Source organism: Stenotrophomonas sp. GSD10, from assembly GCF_056172695.1.
The window spans coordinates 49,295-68,833 of record NZ_JAOCMC010000002.1 but is presented as its reverse complement, the minus strand read 5'-3'; the positions used below and the strand labels follow the sequence as shown (position 1 = coordinate 68,833).

The following is a 19,539-nucleotide window of genomic DNA, read 5'->3' as shown; positions in this document are numbered from 1 at the left end:
TTTGCACGCTGCACTGCAAAACAAAACCGGTGGGTATGGGTGAGCCCTGCGGGGAAAAGCCATTCCACGAAGGTAGAACCCCCGTACGGATGAGGATGGCCGATAATCGGGTTTCCCCCAGAAACACTGTCGTCATGTCTGTTGATCGCATCGCCAACGCGCGTCTCCGTGACCGCGTGGTCTCTGCCGAGGCCGCAGCCGCGCTGATCCAGCCCGGTGAAACCGTGGCCATGAGCGGCTTTACCGGCTCCGGGTATCCCAAGGCCGTTCCCGTCGAACTGGCCCGCCGCATCGAAGCGGTGCACGCCCAGGGCAACCCCTTCCAGATCAAGCTGATGACCGGCGCCTCCACCGCGCCGGAACTCGATGGCGCGCTGGCCAAGGCCGATGGCATCGCCATGCGCATGCCGTTCCAGAGCGACCCGGATGCGCGCAACCGCATCAACGAGGGCAAGCTGGATTACATCGACATCCACCTCAGCCACGTCGCCCAGCACGTGTGGTTCGGCTTCTACGGTGAGATCGATACCGCGGTGATCGAAGTGTCGGCCATCCGCGAGGACGGCTCGCTGGTGCCCTCCACCTCGGTCGGCAACAACAAGACCTGGCTGGACCTGGCCAAGAAGGTGATCGTCGAGGTCAACGAGTGGCAGCCGGCCGGCGTCGACGGCATGCATGACATCTACTACGGCACCGCGCTGCCGCCGCACCGCAAGCCGATTCCGCTGGTGAACGCCAACGACCGCATCGGCGACACCGCGCTGCGCTGCGACCCCGACAAGATCGTGGCCGTGGTGCGCACCAACGGCCCGGACCGCAACAGCCCGTTCAGCCCGATCGATGCGACCAGCGAACAGATCGCCTCGCACCTGATCGAGTTCCTGCAGCACGAAGTGAAGAAGGGCCGCCTGCCGCCGAACCTGCTGCCGCTGCAGTCGGGCGTGGGCAATATTCCCAATGCGGTGCTGGCCGGCCTGGCCAAGAGTGGTTTCCGCGACCTGGCCGCGTTCACCGAAGTGATCCAGGACGGCATGCTCGACCTGCTGCGCGACGGCGTGCTGAGCTATGCCTCGTGCACCGGCTTCGCGCTGAGCCCGCAGGCCAACGAGACGTTCAAGGAAAACATCGATTTCTACCGCGAGCGCATCATCATGCGCACGCAGGAGATCTCCAACCATCCGGAGCTGGTGCGTCGCCTCGGCTGCATCGGCATGAACGGCATGATCGAGGTGGACATCTACGGCAACGTCAATTCGACGCACGTGATGGGCACGCGGATCATGAACGGCATCGGCGGTTCCGGTGACTTTGCCCGCAACGGTTTCCTGTCGGCATTCCTGAGCCCGTCCACCGCCAAGAACGGCACCATCTCGGCAATCGTGCCGATGGCCAGCCACGTGGACCACACCGAGCACGACGTGTCGGTGATCGTGACCGAACAGGGCCTGGCCGATCTGCGTGGGCTGACCCCGCGCAAGCGCGCGCAGGTGCTGATCGACAACTGCGCGCACCCGGATTTCCGCGCGCAGCTGCAGGACTACTTCGACCGTGCCAGCCGCGAGAGCTACGGCAAGCACACCCCGCACCTGCTGCCCGAAGCGCTGTCGTGGCACCAGCGTTGGCTGGATACCGGCACGATGAAGGGCTGACGCCCGCTTCTGTAGAGTCGAGCCATGCTCGACTCTCCTTCCCGTGCAGCCGAGCATGGCTCGGCTCTACAAAGGGGCAGCAGCATGACCCCAGGTACGGACATCGGGTAGAGCCGGCCGCTGGCCGGCTCTGCCTTCACGCGGTGCGCAGCGCCGCCAGCGATTCGGCCTGCAGCCGCTCGTAGATCTCGAACTCGTCATTCACCGCCACGCCCAGCGCCTGCTCGAAGGCCTCGCGGTTGGCATGCGCGGCATAGGCGCGCTGTTCTTCGCCGCCCAGGTTCGACTGGAAAATGCCCGCGGCGCTGACCGGCAGGAAATCTTCGTAGACGATCGGGTCGGCCGTGGCCAGGCCCGCGGCCACCAGCACTTCGGCCGGCAGGTCGGCCACGCGCTCGGGCGCAGCACGGCCGGCGTCGGTCAGCTGGTAACGGTAGTAACCCAGGCCTTCCTGGCGCAGCGTGTCGTGGTCATCCGGGAAGCTGGCGAACACCGCCTGCAGGCGCTGGCCGTAGTCGCCACCGGTGCTGCCTTCGCCCCCGGCATCGCGCGCCTGGGACAGCAGCTGGTCGTACAGCGCGCGGCCCTTCGGGGTCAGCGCAAGGCCGCGTTGTTCGATCTCGCCGAAGCGCGCGGTATGGGTGCCGGCATCGCCCCCTCGCGGTCCGGGAAATGCACGGCTTCTTCCAGTGCCTTGAAGCTGGTCTGGCGCAGCAGGATCGGGCAGGCGCGGCGCGGCGGGCCTTCGATCACCGCCTTGGCCGCCATCCCATGCTCGATCATGGCGGTCTGTGCAGCGTCGATGTCCAGCGTGCGCGGGGTCAAGTGGTTGATGTGCGGGCCACGGAAGCTCACCACATCGGCCACCAGCCGATGCGCGTTGTGCAGGGCGTGATAGGTCGGCAGGTCGACCGTGGCGTCGCCGTGCCAGCGGAAGGTTTCCAGCGCTTCATCGACGAAGCGCTCGGCATCGGCCTGCGACAGGCCACCGTCACGCTCGGCCTGGTCGATCAGTGCCAGCGCGCCGTCGGTGAAGATGCGGCGGCGGGCAAGGATCGTTGCCGATTCGGCACGCAGGGCTTCGTCCTCGATCAGTTCCAGGCGCAGCAGCGAGGTGAACACGCGGAACGGGTTCTGCGCCAGCGCGGCGCCGGTCAGCGGGCGGAACGCGGTGGAATGCACCGGCACACCGGCCACCGACAGATCGTAGTAGCCCACCGGGTACATGCCCATCACCGCGAACAGGCGGCGCAGCGTGGCCAGTTCCTGCACGGTGCCGACGCGGATGGCGCCATGGCGCTCTTCATCCAGGCGCGCGCGCTCGTCGTTGCGCTGCAGCTGCGCGGCCAGCGCCGGGTCCTGGGCCAGCACCTGCGCGTTGATCCGCTCCACCAGTTCCACCAGCGTGCCGTACAGCGGCACTTCGGTGCGGTACATGCGGGACATGGCCTGTGCGAACAGGCGGCGGATCACATCAGGCGAAACGAAAGAGGCGCTCATCAGTCACTCGATTACGGGAACGGGGAACAGCTCGGGCCCGTATTGTCGCCGGAGCGCGAGGCGGCGGCGATATGCAGAGCAACATGAAGGAAATCGGTAGTGCCGGCCGCTGGCCGGCAACCTCTCGATGCCAGGAGTAGTGCAGTTGCCGGCCAGCGGCCGGCACTACCGCTTCAACTGGCGCTTCAGGGTGGCATCCAGGGTGATCGGCCGGTCCCAGTGCTGGTAGCTGGCCACGATGGCATGGCGTACGGCGCGCACATGCACGTTCTGCGGTTTCACCGGCATTCGCTTCACCACTGCCTCCCAGCCACCCTCCGGGTTCTGGCTGAAGGCGCGCACGCTGTCGCGGCAGGTCTGGCCACTGGCCTTGGCCCAGAAGCAGGCGAAGTAGATGTCCCCGGCCTGCCAGCCATGGGTGGTGAACAGCGCGCTGATGTAGCCGCGTGGCACGCCCGCATAGCGAGACACTTCGTCGAGGAAGGCGTCGGGGTAGCGTTCGGCGTAATGGTTGATGTCCTGCAGCTGGTCATCCACCCAGCTGTCGCCGGTGTCCACCTCATAGGCGGCCGAACGCTCGGCGGTCTGCTGGGCCAGCACGGTGGCCGGCGCCAGCAGCAGGGACAACAGCAGGGCGTGCAGTCGCAGGTTCATGGCCCGATTCTGCCGCAGCCACCCGCGCCTGTCAGGCCGTGGCGGCAGCCTTGGCCTCGATCGCGGCCAGCGCGGCCGGCCAATCGTGGGCGCTGTCGGCGGTGACCATGCGCGGCTCGTCGTCGGCCACGCCGTGCTGGGTCTCGTGCGCCCAGGTCACCGCGTACGGCGTATGCACGCCCCAGCCACCGAGGGTGACCACCGGCTCGATATCCGAACGCAGCGAGTTGCCGACCATCACAAAGCGCTGCATCGGCAGGTCGAACTCGGACAGCACGCGGGCGTAGGTTTCCGGGTCCTTCTCCGAGACGATCTCGATGCGCGGGAACAGCTCGGCCAGGTTGGCGACCTTGATCTTGGCTTCCTGATGGAACAGATCACCCTTGGTGATCAGCACCACCGGGTAGTGCTCGGCGATGGCCGCCACCGCCTCGCGCACGCCGTCGATCAGCTCGACCGGATGCCCAAGGGTGGCATGGCCGATATCGAGGATGCGCTGGATGTCCTTGGCTTCGATGCGCTGGCCGGTGATGTCGATGGCCGCTTCGATCATCGACAGGGTCATGCTCTTCACGCCGTAGCCGAAGGTACCCAGGTGGCGCTGCTGCACTTCCAGCAGGTGGCGCGCGGTCTGGGTGTCATGCACGTCGACGTAGCGCGACAGCAGGTCAAGATAATCCTGCTCGGCCTTGCGGTAATAGTCCTCGCTCTTCCACAGCGTATCGTCACCGTCAAAACCGACCAGGCCGATGGCGCGCGACGGCGCAGGCGTGGGGGTATTCATCGGCCAAGGATACAGGGGCCATGGTGACGAGAAAAACCCGGGCGGCCGTAGCCGCCCGGGTTCCCATACGCCCCGATGCAGGTGTTACCTGCCCTGCGCGCCCTGCGCAGCGCCGCCCGCACCTGCCTGCTGGGCGGCGACGTAGGCCTTGTACTCATCGGCGCTCAACTCACCGTCCTTGTTGCTGTCGGCCTGGTCGAACACCTGTGCCAGGCCCGCGTTCACCTGCGCCTCGCTCTTGCTGATGGTGCCGTTGCCATCGGTATCGATGCTGGCCCAGGTCTGGCCACCGCCATTGGCCTGCGCCGATGCCGACGCGGCCGCATTGGTCGCCTGGTCTGCGGCCTGACCGGCCTGCGCCGCCGCCTGCTGGGCCTGCGCGGCCTCGTTCTGCGCCTGCGCGGCCTGCTGCTTGGCCGACTGCGCCATCGCCGGAATGGCCAGTACGCTGCCGGCGGCGACGATCAGGGCGATCAGGGGCTTGCGGTTGCGAATAGTCATCAGGGGTGTCTCCTACCTATTGGGTGGTGTTGCGCGGTCTGTTGTCTCCGCACGGCACCTACCCTGCCACCGCCTTTCTGAATCGATTTTGCGCTGCGACCGGCGCCCACACGCGCGATTAACCTCTGGCCCGCGTGCATGCATTAGTGCGCTGGTTAGGGCCGGGTGAGTGGCTCATAAGATGCGCATTCAGTGCGCCCGGATTTAACCGGGTGCCAACGAAAAACCTGCGTCAGTCGACGGTTTTTCCGATGACCGCGAACTGAACACGACCCATCCCAAGGCCACACCGGCCAGCGCGCCGGCGATTTCCAGCACCACGCGGCTGCCCAGTTCGTTCGGATCGTGGATGGTGGACAGGAAGATACGCGCGTACAGCGGTGATTCCAGCCGCACGATGCCCATGTAGAACAGCTTCCACGCATCAATGCCGGCCGAGATCACCACCGACAGGACACACGCCCAACCGATGGCATGGCCCATCGACCAGTGCAGCAGCCGGCACAACCGCGACCACAGCAGGTACACCAGCAGGCCGACCAGCAAGGCGATGGCGCCGGCTTCCAGGGTGCCGAGCAGGCCGAAGTGCAGGGGAAGGTTCATCGGGTGGGCAGTGGTGGTAAGGCGGCCAGTGTAAGGGGTATCGACAGGGCGGGCGCCCGGCACTACCGCACGGGAACGTCGTAGGCGGTGCCAGGGTCCGGTTCGGGCTGGAACGTGTAGTGCCACCACTCCTGCGGGTAGTTCACAAAGCCGCGCCGCGCCATCGCCTGCACCAGCTGCTGGCGGTTCGCCTGCTGTGCATCACTCAGCCCGGGCGTCTGCGTATGCGCACGCGGGCCGAAGAAGTCGAAGTCGGTGCCCATGTCCAGCACCGTGCAACCACCGCTGCGGCAATCCAGCAACCCCAGATCCACGGTGGCACCGCGGCTGTGGCCGGAGCGCTCGGCGATGTAGCCGTCGGCCAGCAGACGCGGCTTGTCCAGCTCCGGATACTGCATCGCCTTGCGCGAGCGCTCGTTCGGATCGTTCACCCAGGCCATGAAGGCCTGCACCGAACGCACCGGCCGATAGCAGTCGTAAACACGCAGGCCGAAGCCCTGTGCGCGCACGTCCTGTTCCACCTGGGCCAGTGCCTTCGCGACCGGCGCCAGCAGATAACAGGACGGCGCATCGTAGCCGGGTACCGGCGCGCTGGTGAAGTTGTTCGCAGTGGCGTAGCGGATATCCATCCCGATGTGCGGCGACAGCGTGCGGATCTCCACCAGTCCAGCCTGCGCCGCATTGGTGGCCGGCGAAACGCGAGGTGGCTCAGCGGCGTGTGCGGTCGCGGCCAGGGCAATCGCCAGTACGAGTGAAATGCAGGTCCTGGAAGTCATAGCTGAAGTCGATGTCCGGATCGATGGCGCGCAGGTCCAGCGTCGGCACCGGGCCTTCGCCCGGTTGCAGCCATGCCTGCGCTTCGTCGCCCAGCGTATCCCAGCGCAGCAGCCAGCGTCCTTGCTGTTGCAGCACGTCGCCCTGCAGCTTCGGCGACGTGTCCACGCTGAAACGCAGGCCGTCCTTGCCCGGGCACAGCGAGGCCGGCCCCAGCCAGGGATCGTGGTAACGGCCCTGCCAGCGCGGTAGATCGACCGCGCGCGCCGGCTGCGCCGTCGACGTCACAGGCCGCTGATGGCCCGACGCTGCCCGCGTGGCCTGCTCGGTCTTCAGTTGGGCCAGATAGGCCTCGGCCGGGCGCGCATCATGCGGAGCGGTGAAGCGCTTCAGCAGCGCCTGCATCAGCGCCGTGCGTGCATCTTCGCCCTCGCCGTTGATCAGCATCACCACGCCCACCTTGCGGTCGGGCAGCAGGGCCAGCGAGGAATACATGCCTGACAAGGTGCCGGTGTGGGCCACCTTCCACTGCCCGTCCATGTCCGACACCCGCCAGCCATAGCCGTAGCCGTAGAAGTGTGCGTTGTCCCAGCGCCGCTGGCGCTCGCTCAATGGCATCGGCATGTGCAGGGTCCACAGCGTGCGGCGCTGCTCGGCATTGAGCCAATCAGGGGCCAGGGAAGGCTCCAGCAGCACCTGCATCCAACGCGTCATATCGCGCAGGGAACAGCGGATGCCGCCAGCGGCCATCGAGGTCAGGTCGGGGCTGGTTTCACCATCGGCATTCACCACCACGTTGCGGCCCGCGCGCCAGGCATGCGGCTGGGCCACGTTGCCCACCTGCTTCACCGGCCATGCCCCGACCTGGCAGCGCGACAGGCCCAGCGGTGTGAACACCTGCTCGCGCATCAGCTGGTCGTACGGTTTGCCACCGGCAGCGGCCGCCACTTCGCCGGCCACCACATACATCAGGTTGTCGTAGGCATAGCGGCTGCGGAAGCTGCTGACCGGCTTCAAGTGCGCCAGACCGGCAATGATGTCGGCGCGGGTGAAGGCATTGGGTTCCGGCCACAGCATCAGATCGCCGGCGCCCAGGCCGAGGCCGCTGTTGTGGATCAGCAGGTCGCGCACCTGCATCTGCTGGCCCACCCACGCGTCATGCATGCGGAAACCAGGCAGGTGCCGCTGCACCGGGTCATCCCAGCGCAGCCGGCCCTGCTGCACCAGTCGCGCCAGCAGCGCGGCGGTCATCGCCTTGCTGTTGGAGGCGATCTTGAACAGCGTGTCCTGGTCGATGTCGCCACCATCGCCGCGCATGCCATCGGTGTGCTGGTAGACCACCTGCCCGTTGTCGACCACGGCCAGCGCGATCCCGGGCAGGTGCTCGTGCTGGACGATGGCCGCGACGTCGGCATCGATGGAGGCGGTGGGAACCGCCAGCACCGCGATGCACAAGTAGCGTCGAGCGTGCTCGACGGATCGACACCACCTGAAGCCGTCGAGCACGTTCGGCGCTACACGCGGCGCTGGCCTCAGAAGTTCCAGGTCACCACCAGCTGGGTATAGCGCGGGGCCTGCCAGCGCGTGCCGGTCGCAAAGGTCGCCTCACGGTACTGGCCCGGCTGTGCTTCATAGCGCTGGTGCACGTTGATGGTCTTCTGGTTGTTGGTGAGGTTGTACACCGACAGACGTGCACTGAGGTCGATGCCCTCCACCGGCAGGCGCCAGGTCACGTTGGCGCCCAGGGTCCAGGTCCACGGCAGGCGACCGAACGCACCGCGCGGGCTGTACTCGAACTGGCGCTGGTTGTAGGGGCCCGCGCAGTTGGCCACGCACAACCACCCGGTGCCGCCGCCGCTGCCTTCACTGGACGTGCTGCCACCGGCGATGGAATCGTTCGGCCACATCACGCCGTAAGCGGTGATCGGGCCGCCGGACTGCACCTGCAGCGTGGTGCCGAATGACCACTGCTTGTTCAGTGCATAGGCGGCGCGCAGCTTGAACTGATGACGGAAATCGTTGAACAGCACGCCATAGCGTTCGTTGGTGGCCGGATGATCCCAGAACTGCACCATGCCGGTGTCACCGTAGTTGGTATCGGAGTTCACCGGGCCCTCGAAGTTGCCCTCGCTCCTGGACCACAGATAGGACGCGTTGAACATCCACTTCTCGTCCCAGGCACGGTCGATCTGGAACTCCAGCGCCTTGTAGGTGCGCTTGGGCTTGGAATAGCCGATCACCTCGCCGCTGCCGCCCTTGCGGTAGCCGCTGTTGGCGGTATCGATGGTGATCCAGCCTTCGTTGGCGCAGCCGATGCTCTTGTCTCCCCAGATCGTCAGGCTCTCGCCGGGGTTGGCAATCGGCCACAGCGTGCTCGGGGTCGGGCCGCACGGGGTGTAGTTGATGCGGATGTCATCCAGTGCGCGGGTCATGCGCCGGTAGGTGGCGTTGACACCCCACGACCAGGCCTGGTTGATCATGTTCTGGAAGCCCAGGATGTACTCGTCCTGGTAGACCGCCTTCAGGTCACGGTCCACGCTCTGCCGCAGGTCAGCTCCGCCGGTGTTCATGCGGGTGTCGGTCGGCCCGATCTGCTGGCCCACGATCGGCGCCATGTACGCCGATCCGGTCGGCGAGGTCTTCTGCTCCCAGCCATTGAGCACGTAGTAGCTGTATTCGTCGGTCAGGCCGCCGGCGAAGTTCACGTTGATGTTGTTGGTGACCGGCAGGTAGTAGCGGCCGGCATTGCCGAACAGCTTGGTGCTGCCATCGCCACGCATGTCCCAGGAGAAGCCGACGCGCGGTGCGATCAGGTCGTCCATCTTGATGAACGCCTTGCCGGCAGCGGTGCGGTTCTCGAAGCGGTCCCAGCGCACGCCGAGGTTCAGCATCAGGTTCGGGGTGATGTTCCAGATGTCTTCCAGGTAGAAGGCATTGGCCTCGGTTTCGAACGTGCCGCCGGACCTGCGGTTGCGCGCGCGCAGCATTTCGGTGACGCCGGCCGGCACGTAGGCGTTGGCGCCGTCCCACACTTCGTCGCCGGGACGCGCCACGTAGGCGGTGTAGCTCAGCTCGGTCGGACCCGGGTAGCGGGTGGACTGCTTGGTGGTCATCAGCTCGCGGTCCACACCGAAGCGCAGCAGGTGGTCGCCAAGCTGCCATTCGAAGTCCAGGCGCGCTACATCGCGGGTATCGTCACGCTCGGCCACGGCCGCACCGGTCGGATGGCAGCCGGCACGCAGGCCCTGCAGCTTGCTCAACCGCGGACCGTAGGTGCTGTCGGTGAACACCGGGCTGCAGGCCTGGTCCAGCGACGAGTTGGTGAACGCGCGCTGGTTGTTCTGGCCCACCATGGCGCGGGCGGTGAAATTCTGGCCGAAGTGGCCGGTGTAGGTGGCCGACCAGTTGCGGCCGCCGGTCTCGGTAACCGAATCGCCGCCCCAGGCACCGAGCTGGTCGGCATTCCAGTTGTAGCCGTACGAGGCATTGGTGACGTCGCCTTCGTCGGAGAATGCCAGCAGTGCCAGGCTGTGGTTGTCGTTGATGTTCCAGTCCAGCTTGGTGCCCCAGAAGCCGTTGCCGGAATCGTTCTTGAACCAGGTACTGCCATCGGACGAGGTGTTGTGACCCTTGTCGCTGCGGTCTTCGTACATCGCGAACAGGAACAGCTTGTCCTTGATGATCGGCCCGGAACCCCAGACATTGGTTTTCAGGAACGAGTTGTTGTCACGGCTGCCATAGGAATGCGGCGTGCCATCACGATGGAAATGATCGCCGCCGCTGGCACGCCAGGCACTGGGCTCGGCGGTGACTTCCACGCCGCCTTCGAATTCATTGCTGCCCGAGCGGGTCACGGCATTGATCACGCCACCGGTGGAGCGGCCGAACTCCACCGAGTAGCCGCCGGTCTTGACCTGGAACTCGTTGAAGAAGGCAAACGGCGCCGTGCTGAAGCCACGACGGGTATACATGTCGGTGACGTTCAGGCCGTTGATGAAGACCGCATTCTCGGCCACCGATGAACCAGCGAAGGACAGGCCACCAAAGGACGAGTTGCCCCCACCACGCCCGGCGCCATCAGCGCCACCGCCGACAGATCCTGGGCCACCGGCAGCCGCGAGATTTCCTGGCGGTTGATGTTGAACGAGGTTTCGGTGGAGTAGACATCCACGCGGTTGACCACGCGGGTACCGACCACCTGCAGTGCGTCAAGATTGGTAACGCCACCACCACTGGCCAGATTGACCGTGGTGGTACCGCCAACGGCGACGCTCACCGAGACCTGATCGCCCAGCTTCTGGCCTTCGCGGCTGAGCTGCAGCTGGTAGTCACCTACCGGCAACTGGCCGAGGCGGTAACTGCCATCGCTGCCGACGGTGACGGTGCGGGTCAGGCCGGTGCCGCTGCTGACCACGGTGACCTGGTCACCGGCCGTTGCACGGCCAGCGACCGCGCCGCTCACGTTCTGCGCCATCGCGATACCGGGCAGCATTACGCCCAGACACGCCCCAAGGGCGACGCACAACGCCGCCCGCTTGATGTTGTAAGCCTTCATCCCCTGCTCTCTCCTGCAAGAATTGAATGGTGTGGAATGCGATGTGTCGCGCTAGCGTTGCCCGGCTGGCAGTACCCGCCACTGGACGTCGTAGCTCCATTGGTCGAAGTACAGGTTGCCGCCTGCCCACTCGGCCTCGCCGCGCTGCGAGTCGACCGTTTCCGAGCGGTAGTGCTGTTTGGCCGGCACGAAGGGCTGGCCGAAATCATCGTTGAAGGCGATGCGGTAGCCATCGAGGCCACCCAGGTAGAAGTCGCGCAGCGCCGGCACGTCAGTGACCAGCGCGCCGGTGGTTACATCCATCGGCAGCCAACCGTACGGCGCCAGGTAGACCTGCCCCCAGTCGTGCAGATTGCTGTAACCACTGCCATCGTCGGAGAACACCATGCCCGACTGCCAGCGCGCGGGAATGCCGTTCAGGCGCAGCAGCGCGATCAGCAGCAGGGTCTGCTGCCCGCAGTCGGCATGGCCGGCGCGCAAGGCGTAATCGCTGATGTTGCTGAGCGTGGAGTATTCGCGCGCACCGGCCCAGGGAATGCGATCGACCGCGGCGAACAGCTTGCGCACCACTTCATACGGGCGCGTCTCGCCCTGCAGCACCTGGTCGGAGAACAGCTTCAGCGCCGGGGTGAAGCGCACATGTGGCAGCTGCTCGGCCAGATAGGGCTTCAAGACCGGATCGGCCGGGGTCGGTTGCACCTTGGCCGGATCGATCGCGGTATGCCGGGCGAAGATCGTGACCGCGTAGCGGACCTCGAAGCGGGTCGGCTGCCCGGCCACCGCTTTGGCTTCAAGATAGGCCGTGCGTTGCAGGGTGCTGGCCGGCGCCACGCGTGCCTTGCCCGGCATGCTGCCCAACCACTGCACCTGTTCCTGCTGGCCGGGGATCTCGCGCGGGTAGGGAATCCAGGCGCGTACGGTCTCGCCGGCCGGCACAGCATCGGCCTTGACCGTGAGCGATTGGGTGAACTCGATGCGCTGGGGCAGCACCGAGGTCTGCCCGCTCTGCTCGGCGGCGGCAAGCACGCGCGCGTGGTGTGGATTGAGCACTTCGTTCGGGCCCGGCACCGGCATCGGTGCATCCGCGCGGCGGCGTGCGCGCGCTTCGTCGCTGAGCAGGAACAGGTTCGACGGTGCACGCTTGAAGTACCAACGCGTGCCATCGATATCGAGGTGTTCGATCAGGCCGAGCTGGTCCCAGCGCGCGAATTCCTCGTCGCTCAGGTCGGGGATCCAGCGACGCACAGCGGCCTTGGCGGCGGTTTCGTCGAGGCTGAAATCCAGGCGGATGCGGCGCATGCGCTCGCGCTGGAAGGCGCCTTCGGCAGCATCGCCTGCCGTTGCCAACAGGGCTTGGGCATCGTTGAAGCGGCCGCTGTCGATCAGGTCGATCAGCTGCGTCTGGCGCGCCCGCTGCTGGCTGCTGCGCCCATCCGCCGCCGGCGCGGCCGACGCCCACAGCAGCAACGCGGCACACAGGCCGGCGGCGGCAGTCAGACGCGGTTTGCGAACGGCAGGATCCACAGCGACACTTCCCCAGCGCGGGTGGTAATGGCTGTGTAACACGGGCCGGGATGTCGGTCAATAATTTATTCTTGCTTTCTATGCCGAAAGGAATAAATATTCCAAGAGGCATTCGAGGAGGGTGTGCTGCGCATGATCCTGGCTTCCCGCGAACCGCAACGGCAGTGGCAATGGCCGCGTCGGTTGACCCTGGCCGCGTGCCTGCTGGCCGCCCCGGCCTTCGCACAGGCTGCACCGCCGCCTGACCCCGGCCCGCCGCTTCCGTATGTGATCGGCCTGCACGAGGCCTACCTGACCCCGCAGTACTGGGCGGCGCGGCTGGACAACGCCGATGCGCCGATCCTGGACCGCGCGCAGATCGACGCACAGAACGCTCGGATGCGCGCGCAGGACAGCCACATCCAGGACATCGCCGCGCTGCCCGCACGGCTCGATGCCGCGCAGGTACGCGCCAGCATCAGCGCGTTGTCGCGCTGGCCCGAGCGTGCACTGTTCAACGAGCGGGGCCAGGCCATCGCGCCTGCGCTGCGCAGTGGCATCGAAGCCAACCTCGGCCTCGATGCGATTCCTGCCCAGGTGGCACCCGCCTACGGACTGGTGGTGAAGCGTGCCGCGCTGCGCACCTTCCCCACCCGCGAGCGCGTGTTCAGCACGGCCGGTGACACCGACATCGACCGCTTCCAGGAATCGGCGCTGTTCCCAGGTGACAAGGTGGCGGTGGTCCATCGCAGTGCCGATGGCCGCTGGCTGTTCGTGCACAGCGAGCGCTACAGCGCGTGGATCGAAGCCGATGCCATCGCTGGCGGCGACAAGGCCACGGTGCTCGGCTACGGCACGAAGGGCCCGTACCGCGTTGTCACCGGCGCCACCGCGCAGACCGCCTACACCCCGGAGGAACCGCGCGTCTCGCGCCTGCAGCTGGAGATGGGCGTGCGACTGCCGGTGCTGGCCGATTGGCCCGCCGCCGAAGCGGTGAACGGCCAGCAGGCGCATGCCTCGTGGGTGGTGCAGCTGCCGGTGCGCGAGGCCGACGGGCGCCTGAAACTGGTGCCAGCCCTGCTGCCGCGCTCGCAGGACACCGCGGCCGATTACCTGCCGCTGACCCCGCGCCTGCTGCTGCAGCAGGCCTTCAAGTTCCTGGGCGAGCGCTATGGTTGGGGCCACGACTACGACACCCGCGACTGCAGCGGTTTCGTCTCCGAGATCTACCGCAGCTTCGGCGTGCTGCTGCCGCGCAATACCAGCGCACAGGCGGTCAGCCCGGCGCTGGACCGCCTGCCGTTCACCGCCAAGGACAGCAAGGCCGCGCGCGATCGCGCCGTCACCGACCTGCAGGTGGGCGACCTGGTCTACATTCCCGGGCACGTGATGATGGCCATCGGCCACGTCGACGGCCGTACCTGGGTCATCCACGATACGGCGGGTGGCAGCTGGTCCGGTGCCGACGGCAAGCGTGTACAGGCCCACCTCAATGGTGTTTCGGTGACGCCGCTGGAGCCGATGATGGCCAGCGACACTCTCCGTTACATCGACCGCATCACCAATATCCAGCGCCTGCGCGCCAAGACTCCTGAATGAAGATCACTGCCATCGAACTGGGCATGCTGCGCGTGCCGCTGAAGACACCGTTCAAGACCGCCCTGCGCACGGTGGAGACCGTGGAAGACGTGGTGGTGCTGATCCGCACCGATAGCGGCCACACCGGCTATGGCGAAGCCCCGGCCACGGCGGTGATCACCGGCGATACGCACGGCTCGATCATCGAAGCGATCCGCCATTTCATCGCCCCACGCCTGATCGGCCAGGACGTGGTCAACCTCAACCGCCTGTGCGGTCTGGTGCAGGGCGCGATGGAGCGCAACACCAGCGCCAAGGCCGCGGTGGAGATCGCGCTGTACGACCTGTGGGCGCAGCTGCATGGCGCGCCGTTGTACCAGATGCTCGGCGGCGGCGACCCGGTGATCACCACCGACATCACCATCAGCGTGGACTACATCGACAAGATGGTGGCCGATTCGCTGTCGGCGATCGATCGCGGCTTCGAGTCGCTGAAGATCAAGGTCGGCAAGGACATCGGGCTGGACATCGAACGGGTCAAGGCGATCCATGCCGCCGTCGAGGGCCGCGCCCTGCTGCGCCTGGACGCCAACCAGGGCTGGACGGCCAAGCAGGCGGTGCATGCGATGCGCACACTGGAAGAAGCCGGCGTGGTGCTGGAACTGCTGGAGCAGCCGGTGAAGGCGGCCGACATCAGCGGCCTGAAGTACGTCACCGACCGCGTCAACACGCCGGTGATGGCCGACGAGAGCGTGTTCAGCCCGAGCCAGGTGATGGACCTGATCCAGCAGCGCGCCGCCGACATCATCAACATCAAGCTGATGAAGACCGGCGGCCTGTCCAACGCGATCCGCATCGCCGACATCGCCGGCATCTACGGTGTGCCGTGCATGATCGGCTGCATGATCGAATCGAGCATCAGCGTGGCCGCCGCCGTGCACCTGGCCGTGGCCAAGAGCGATGTGATCACCAAGGTCGACCTGGACGGCCCGTCGCTGGGCCAGTTCGACCCGGTCAGCGGCGGCGTGCACTTCAACGAATCGGAGATCAGCATCAGCGATGTGCCGGGGCTGGGCATCACCGAAGTGCGCGGGCTGGAGATGCTGGGTTGATCTCTGCCTTGCGGCTGGCCTGGCATACAACTGACTTTTGGTCGGGCGTTACTTTTCTTTGCGCGCAAAGAAAAGTAACCAAAAGAAACGCTCCGCCGGCCGCGAGCCGACGTGCTGCGCACGTCGGTGCCCCGCGGTGCTCGGCTCGCTTGAAGGCGGACTCAACGTCAAAGGCAACAACCGCATGCCGTGGATCCACGGCATGCGTGGGTGCTCCCGCTTCTGCCCTACCCCGTAACGTCTTCGCGGCTGGCACGCGCCCGACCCATGACATGATCTGCTCTACGCTGCCAACCGCAACGCATCTGCAAACACCCGGACACCCCGCATGCCGCCCCTGCTGAAGATCCGTTCCGAGCGCGGGCAGATGTCGGCCATCGAACGCCGCATCGCCGATTTCATCCTCGACAACGCCCACCTGCTGCGCGACTACTCGTCGCAGCAGCTGGCCAGCGCGCTGGGCATCAGCCAGTCCAGCGTGGTGAAGTTCAGCCAGAAGCTCGGCTTCAAAGGCTACCCGGACCTGAAGTATTCCATCGGCCAGGATGTCGCCCGCGCCGGGACCGATCCACAACAGGCACCGCGCGAACCCGACAGCGGCGATGACTACCTGCGCCTGGGCGACGCCCTGCGCCGCAGCAAGGCGCAGGCAGAAGAGGAAACCCGTCAGGCCAACCCACGCGAAGAAATCGAGCGCATCGTGCAGCTGCTCGATGGCGCACCGAAACTGTTCGTCCATGGCCTGGGCGATGACGGCCTGTTCGCGCGCGAGTTCGCCATGCGGCTGTCGCTGCTCGGCCTGCTGGTGGTGCCACATACCGATCCGATCCTGATGCTGGCCAACCTGTCGGCCGCGCGCCCGGGCGATGCGCTGCTGGTGTTCTCCGAATTCGGCAACCTGCCACAGCTTTCGCAGCTGTCGCGCCAGTTCCAGGACATGGGTGGCAAGGTGATTTCCATCACCCGCCACACCGCCAACCCGCTGCGCGCGCATGCGGATGCGGCACTGGTGGTGTGTGCGCACGATCGCGCGCCGCAGGTGGCGCAGCTGCTGTACCGTAGCGCCATGCACGCCCTACTCGATTTCCTGTTCGTGCTGCTCTGCCACGCCAATCCGGACCGCCAGCAGCAGCTGGCGGTGAACCTGGAGCGGATCGACCACCTGCTGGATTCCTGACCGGAGCACCTGTTGATGAAATCGCTGGTCCGCCTCGCTACCGCTGCGCTGCTGCTTGCTGCGACGGTGTCCGTCCATGCTGCGCCGCTGGATGGGGCGCGCCAGCTGATCGTGGTCACCAGCGAAGGCTGGGACAGCCCCCAGGGGCAGCTGCAGGCCTATGTGCGCGACGGCAAGGGCTGGCACGCGCATGGCCAGGCGTTCCCGGTGGCGCTGGGACGCACCGGCAGCGCCTGGGGGCTGGGCCTGCATCCGGCGCAGGCCGACGGCCCGCAGAAGCAGGAAGGCGATGGCCGCAGCCCTGCGGGCGTGTTCGCGCTCGGCAGCGCGTTCGGCTATGCCGTCACACGCCCAGGCACGGCCATGGCCTACCAGCCGATGCTTGAAAGCAGCTATTGCATGGACGTACCCGGCTCGCCGTTCTACAACCGCATCGTCGACGCGAAGAAGGTGGGCAAGGCGGCCGTGGAAGGCTCCACCGAACCGATGCGGCTGGACCTGCACACCAAGGGCGACGTGCGTTACCAGGAAGGCTTCGTGATCGCCCACAATCCCGACAACCAGCCCGGCAAGGGCAGCTGCATCTTCGCCCACCTGTGGCGCCAGCCCGGCGAAGCCACTGCCGGCTGCACCGCCATGCCGCAGGCGCGCATGCAGGCCCTGCTGGACTGGTTGCGGCCGCAGGATACGCCGCGCTTCGTGCTGCTGCCACGCGCCGAGTACACGCGGCTGCAGGCGCAGTGGCAGCTGCCCGCACTGAGCGGAGACGCCCGTTGAGCGCGCCGGACGAACCGCAGCTGCAGCGCGCGGTCAGCCGCTGGCAGATTGTCGGCCTGTCGATCAACGATGTGATCGGCAGCGGCATCTACCTGCTGCCGGCCGCCACCGTCGCCCTGCTCGGCCCCTTCAGCCTGTGGGGCGTGGTTGCCGCCGGCATCGTCGTCGCCCTGCTGGTGCTGTGCTACGCGCAGGCCGCCAGCTACTTCGATGAGCCCGGCGGCAGCTACCTGTATGCCCGCGAGGCGTTCGGGCGCTTCGCCGGGTTCGAGATCGGCTGGATGATCTGGCTGACCCGCATCAGCTCGGCCGCTGCGCTCAGCAACGCGCTGGCCGATGCAGTTGCGCGTTTCTGGCCGTGGGCCGGTGCTGGCCTGGGCCGCATCGCGGTGATCGTGGTGTCGCTGGGCTTCCTCACCGGCATCAACATCATCGGCGTGCGTTCGGCCGCGCGTACCGGCGTGGTGCTGGTGATCGGCAAGATGCTGCCGCTGCTGCTGTTCGTGGCCATCGGCGCGTTCTACATCGACCCGCAGCTGGCGTTCTCCGGCCAGCGCCCGGATCCGCATGACCTGCAACGCATGGGCGAGGCAGCGCTGCTGTTGCTGTACGCCTACGCCGGTTTCGAGAACATTCCTGCGGCCGCCGGCGAATACCGCAATCCGCGCCGCGATATTCCGTTCGCGCTGATCACCATGATCATCACCGTCACCGTCATCTACGGCGCAGTACAGGTGGTGGCACAGGGCACGCTGGCCGGCCTGGCCAGCTCGGCCACGCCGCTGGCCGATGCCGCCGCCGGTTTCGGTGGCGAAGCACTGGCGCTGATCCTGACGGTCGGTGCCACCATCTCCATCCTCGGCACCAACAGCAACACGATGATGATGGGACCGCGCTTCCTGTTCGCGCTGGCACGCGATGGCTACGGCCCGAAGATCCTGGCGCAGGTGCATCCGCGCTTCCACACCCCGGCCGCATCGATCCTGTGCCAGGGCCTGATCGCGCTCGGCCTGGCCCTGTCCGGCTCGTTCGTGCAGCTGGCGCTGCTGTCGATGACCACGCGCCTGTTCGCCTACATCGGTACCGCCGCTGCGGTGCTGGTGCTGGCCAAGCGCTATGCCGACCGCCCGGGCGCTTTGAAGCTGCCCGGCGGTCCGCTGATTCCAGTGCTGGCACTGCTGCTGTGCGTGGCCCTGTTCGCCAGTGCCAGCTGGCAGAACATCGCCGCTGCGCTGGTCGCCTTCGCCATTGGTGCGGTGATCTACACGCTGCCGCGCAAGGATGCCGACGCCGGGTGACCGGTAGCGCCGGGCCATGCCCGGCGGATTGATCTGGTGATCACGCTGCCGGACCGGGCCGTTAACCGCCACGCAGGCACGATCAGGCTTCGTACACAACGGAGCCTTCCATGACCGAGTACCAGATCCCCGGCCGCGTACCGGACGACAGCACACCGCGCGACGCGGTCAGCAACTACTGGCGCGAGCGCTACAGCGCCGAGCCGTACTACGACGACCAGCTGTTCTTCGAGGATTACGAACCGGCCTACCGGATCGGCCACGCGGCGCGCGCGCAGGACATGATCCGCGCCTACGAACAGGTGGAGGCCGAGCTGGAATCGCGCTGGGCCAACGAGCGTGGTCGCAGCCGACTGGAATGGGCACAGGCACGCAATGCGGTGCGCCGTGGCTGGGAAGATGCACAGCTGGCGGATCCGCAGTTGAAGCGATAACGCCATGCGCCTGTAGAGCCGAGCCCATGCTCGGCTCAGAGTCGAGCATGGTTCGACGCTACAGATGCGGCAGGAGAGCCGAGCGCGGGCTCGGCTCTACAGGATCACTCCTGTTCCGGCAGCGGCGGCACGACCGCGCTGCGCTTGGCCTCACCACCACCTGCGGCGATCAGGTCGCGGGTGTTCTTCTGCACCGCCACCGCGCCGAACAGCGACAGCGCGTAGGCCATGCCGTAGAAGCCCTTCTCGCTCGGTGCCAGGGTGGCGTTCCACAACCCGACCAGCAGCAGCATCAGCGCTGACAGCAGCGCGAACCAGCACAGCGCGTAGTACAGGGCGCTCACCGGAATGCCCTCGACGCGGTCGCGCACGCTCTTCTGCAGCGATACCGCTGCGAACAGGCCGAACAGCAGCAGGGTCAGGTAGTAGCCCTTCTCGTTGAGCGCCATCGCGGCGTTGAACAGGCCGATCAGGTAGGCCGCCGCGCCCAGCAGCAGGGCAACCCAGGAGGCGGCGATGAAGGCGGTGGACGGCTTGTGCGGCATGGCAGTGTTCATTGCGGATCCTTGCAGGCAGGCGGGCGTGCTTTGCCCGGGCGTGCCCACCCTAGTCGATCCGGCCGTCGTCGCACAGGGGGCGC

At 66.6% G+C, this 19,539-nt stretch carries 15 protein-coding genes and 2 pseudogenes; 7 read left to right on the top strand and 10 right to left on the bottom strand.

Annotation, left to right across the window (positions count from 1 at the left end; all coding sequences use genetic code 11):
• Positions 1-134: 134 nt before the first annotated feature.
• Positions 135-1,649, top strand: coding sequence for an acetyl-CoA hydrolase/transferase family protein (locus tag N4G47_RS00415; RefSeq protein WP_475284513.1), 1,515 nt, complete (start codon positions 135-137; stop codon positions 1,647-1,649).
• Positions 1,650-1,785: 136 nt separating this feature from the next.
• On the opposite strand, the pseudogene hglS reads toward N4G47_RS00415, so the two are convergent.
• The 9 genes and pseudogenes from hglS to N4G47_RS00370 form a co-directional block, all read right to left on the bottom strand.
• A pseudogene (hglS, locus tag N4G47_RS00410) lies at positions 1,786-3,149 on the bottom strand (2-oxoadipate dioxygenase/decarboxylase HglS).
• 165 nt (positions 3,150-3,314) lie between these two features.
• Positions 3,315-3,803: a hypothetical protein gene (locus N4G47_RS00405; RefSeq protein ID WP_475284511.1), complete on the bottom strand. Its 489-nt coding sequence runs from the start codon at positions 3,801-3,803 to the stop codon at positions 3,315-3,317.
• 31 nt (positions 3,804-3,834) lie between these two features.
• Entirely contained in the window at positions 3,835-4,587 is a 753-nt protein-coding gene (locus tag N4G47_RS00400; protein ID WP_475284509.1) for an HAD family hydrolase, read from the bottom strand.
• 84 nt (positions 4,588-4,671) lie between these two features.
• Positions 4,672-5,088 carry an EF-hand domain-containing protein gene (locus N4G47_RS00395; protein WP_475284507.1) on the bottom strand — a complete coding sequence of 139 codons (417 nt, stop codon included), beginning with the start codon at positions 5,086-5,088 and terminating at the stop codon, positions 4,672-4,674.
• A 204-nt stretch (positions 5,089-5,292) separates the two neighbouring features.
• Positions 5,293-5,691, bottom strand: a complete 399-nt coding sequence (locus N4G47_RS00390; RefSeq protein ID WP_475284505.1) for a hypothetical protein — start codon at positions 5,689-5,691, stop codon at positions 5,293-5,295.
• A 62-nt stretch (positions 5,692-5,753) separates the two neighbouring features.
• Positions 5,754-6,467: a M15 family metallopeptidase gene (locus N4G47_RS00385; protein WP_475284503.1), complete on the bottom strand. Its 714-nt coding sequence runs from the start codon at positions 6,465-6,467 to the stop codon at positions 5,754-5,756.
• Entirely contained in the window at positions 6,400-7,908 is a 1,509-nt protein-coding gene (locus N4G47_RS00380; protein WP_475284501.1) for a serine hydrolase domain-containing protein, read from the bottom strand. Before N4G47_RS00380 ends, N4G47_RS00385 begins: the two co-directional genes overlap by 68 nt.
• A gap of 89 nt (positions 7,909-7,997) precedes the next feature.
• Positions 7,998-11,020 (bottom strand): annotated as a pseudogene (locus N4G47_RS00375) (TonB-dependent receptor).
• Between the two features lie 51 nt (positions 11,021-11,071).
• The gene (locus tag N4G47_RS00370; RefSeq protein WP_475284499.1) at positions 11,072-12,544 is read right to left on the bottom strand and encodes a transglutaminase-like domain-containing protein; all 1,473 of its coding nucleotides are present in this window, start codon (positions 12,542-12,544) and stop codon (positions 11,072-11,074) included.
• A 132-nt stretch (positions 12,545-12,676) separates the two neighbouring features.
• On the opposite strand from N4G47_RS00370, the gene N4G47_RS00365 reads away from it, so the two are divergent.
• From N4G47_RS00365 to N4G47_RS00340, 6 genes are all read left to right on the top strand, one after another.
• Positions 12,677-14,122 (top strand): C40 family peptidase, encoded by a 1,446-nt coding sequence (locus tag N4G47_RS00365; RefSeq protein WP_475284497.1) that lies wholly within the window; start codon positions 12,677-12,679, stop codon positions 14,120-14,122.
• The gene (locus N4G47_RS00360) at positions 14,119-15,213 is read left to right on the top strand and encodes a dipeptide epimerase (RefSeq protein WP_107232127.1); all 1,095 of its coding nucleotides are present in this window, start codon (positions 14,119-14,121) and stop codon (positions 15,211-15,213) included. The genes N4G47_RS00365 and N4G47_RS00360 overlap by 4 nt, the downstream gene beginning before the upstream one ends.
• A gap of 328 nt (positions 15,214-15,541) precedes the next feature.
• Positions 15,542-16,390 (top strand): MurR/RpiR family transcriptional regulator, encoded by an 849-nt coding sequence (locus N4G47_RS00355; RefSeq protein ID WP_475284494.1) that lies wholly within the window; start codon positions 15,542-15,544, stop codon positions 16,388-16,390.
• 15 nt (positions 16,391-16,405) lie between these two features.
• Positions 16,406-17,167, top strand: a complete 762-nt coding sequence (locus tag N4G47_RS00350; protein ID WP_475284492.1) for a L,D-transpeptidase family protein — start codon at positions 16,406-16,408, stop codon at positions 17,165-17,167.
• The gene (locus N4G47_RS00345; RefSeq protein WP_475284490.1) at positions 17,164-18,465 is read left to right on the top strand and encodes an APC family permease; all 1,302 of its coding nucleotides are present in this window, start codon (positions 17,164-17,166) and stop codon (positions 18,463-18,465) included. Before N4G47_RS00350 ends, N4G47_RS00345 begins: the two co-directional genes overlap by 4 nt.
• A gap of 110 nt (positions 18,466-18,575) precedes the next feature.
• Complete coding sequence (locus N4G47_RS00340; RefSeq protein WP_475284488.1) at positions 18,576-18,899, top strand: hypothetical protein; 324 nt, start codon at positions 18,576-18,578, stop codon at positions 18,897-18,899.
• A gap of 104 nt (positions 18,900-19,003) precedes the next feature.
• Here the strand turns inward: N4G47_RS00340 and yiaA are convergent, their stop codons facing one another.
• Positions 19,004-19,456 carry an inner membrane protein YiaA gene (yiaA, locus tag N4G47_RS00335; protein WP_475284486.1) on the bottom strand — a complete coding sequence of 151 codons (453 nt, stop codon included), beginning with the start codon at positions 19,454-19,456 and terminating at the stop codon, positions 19,004-19,006.
• Positions 19,457-19,539 lie beyond the last annotated feature (83 nt).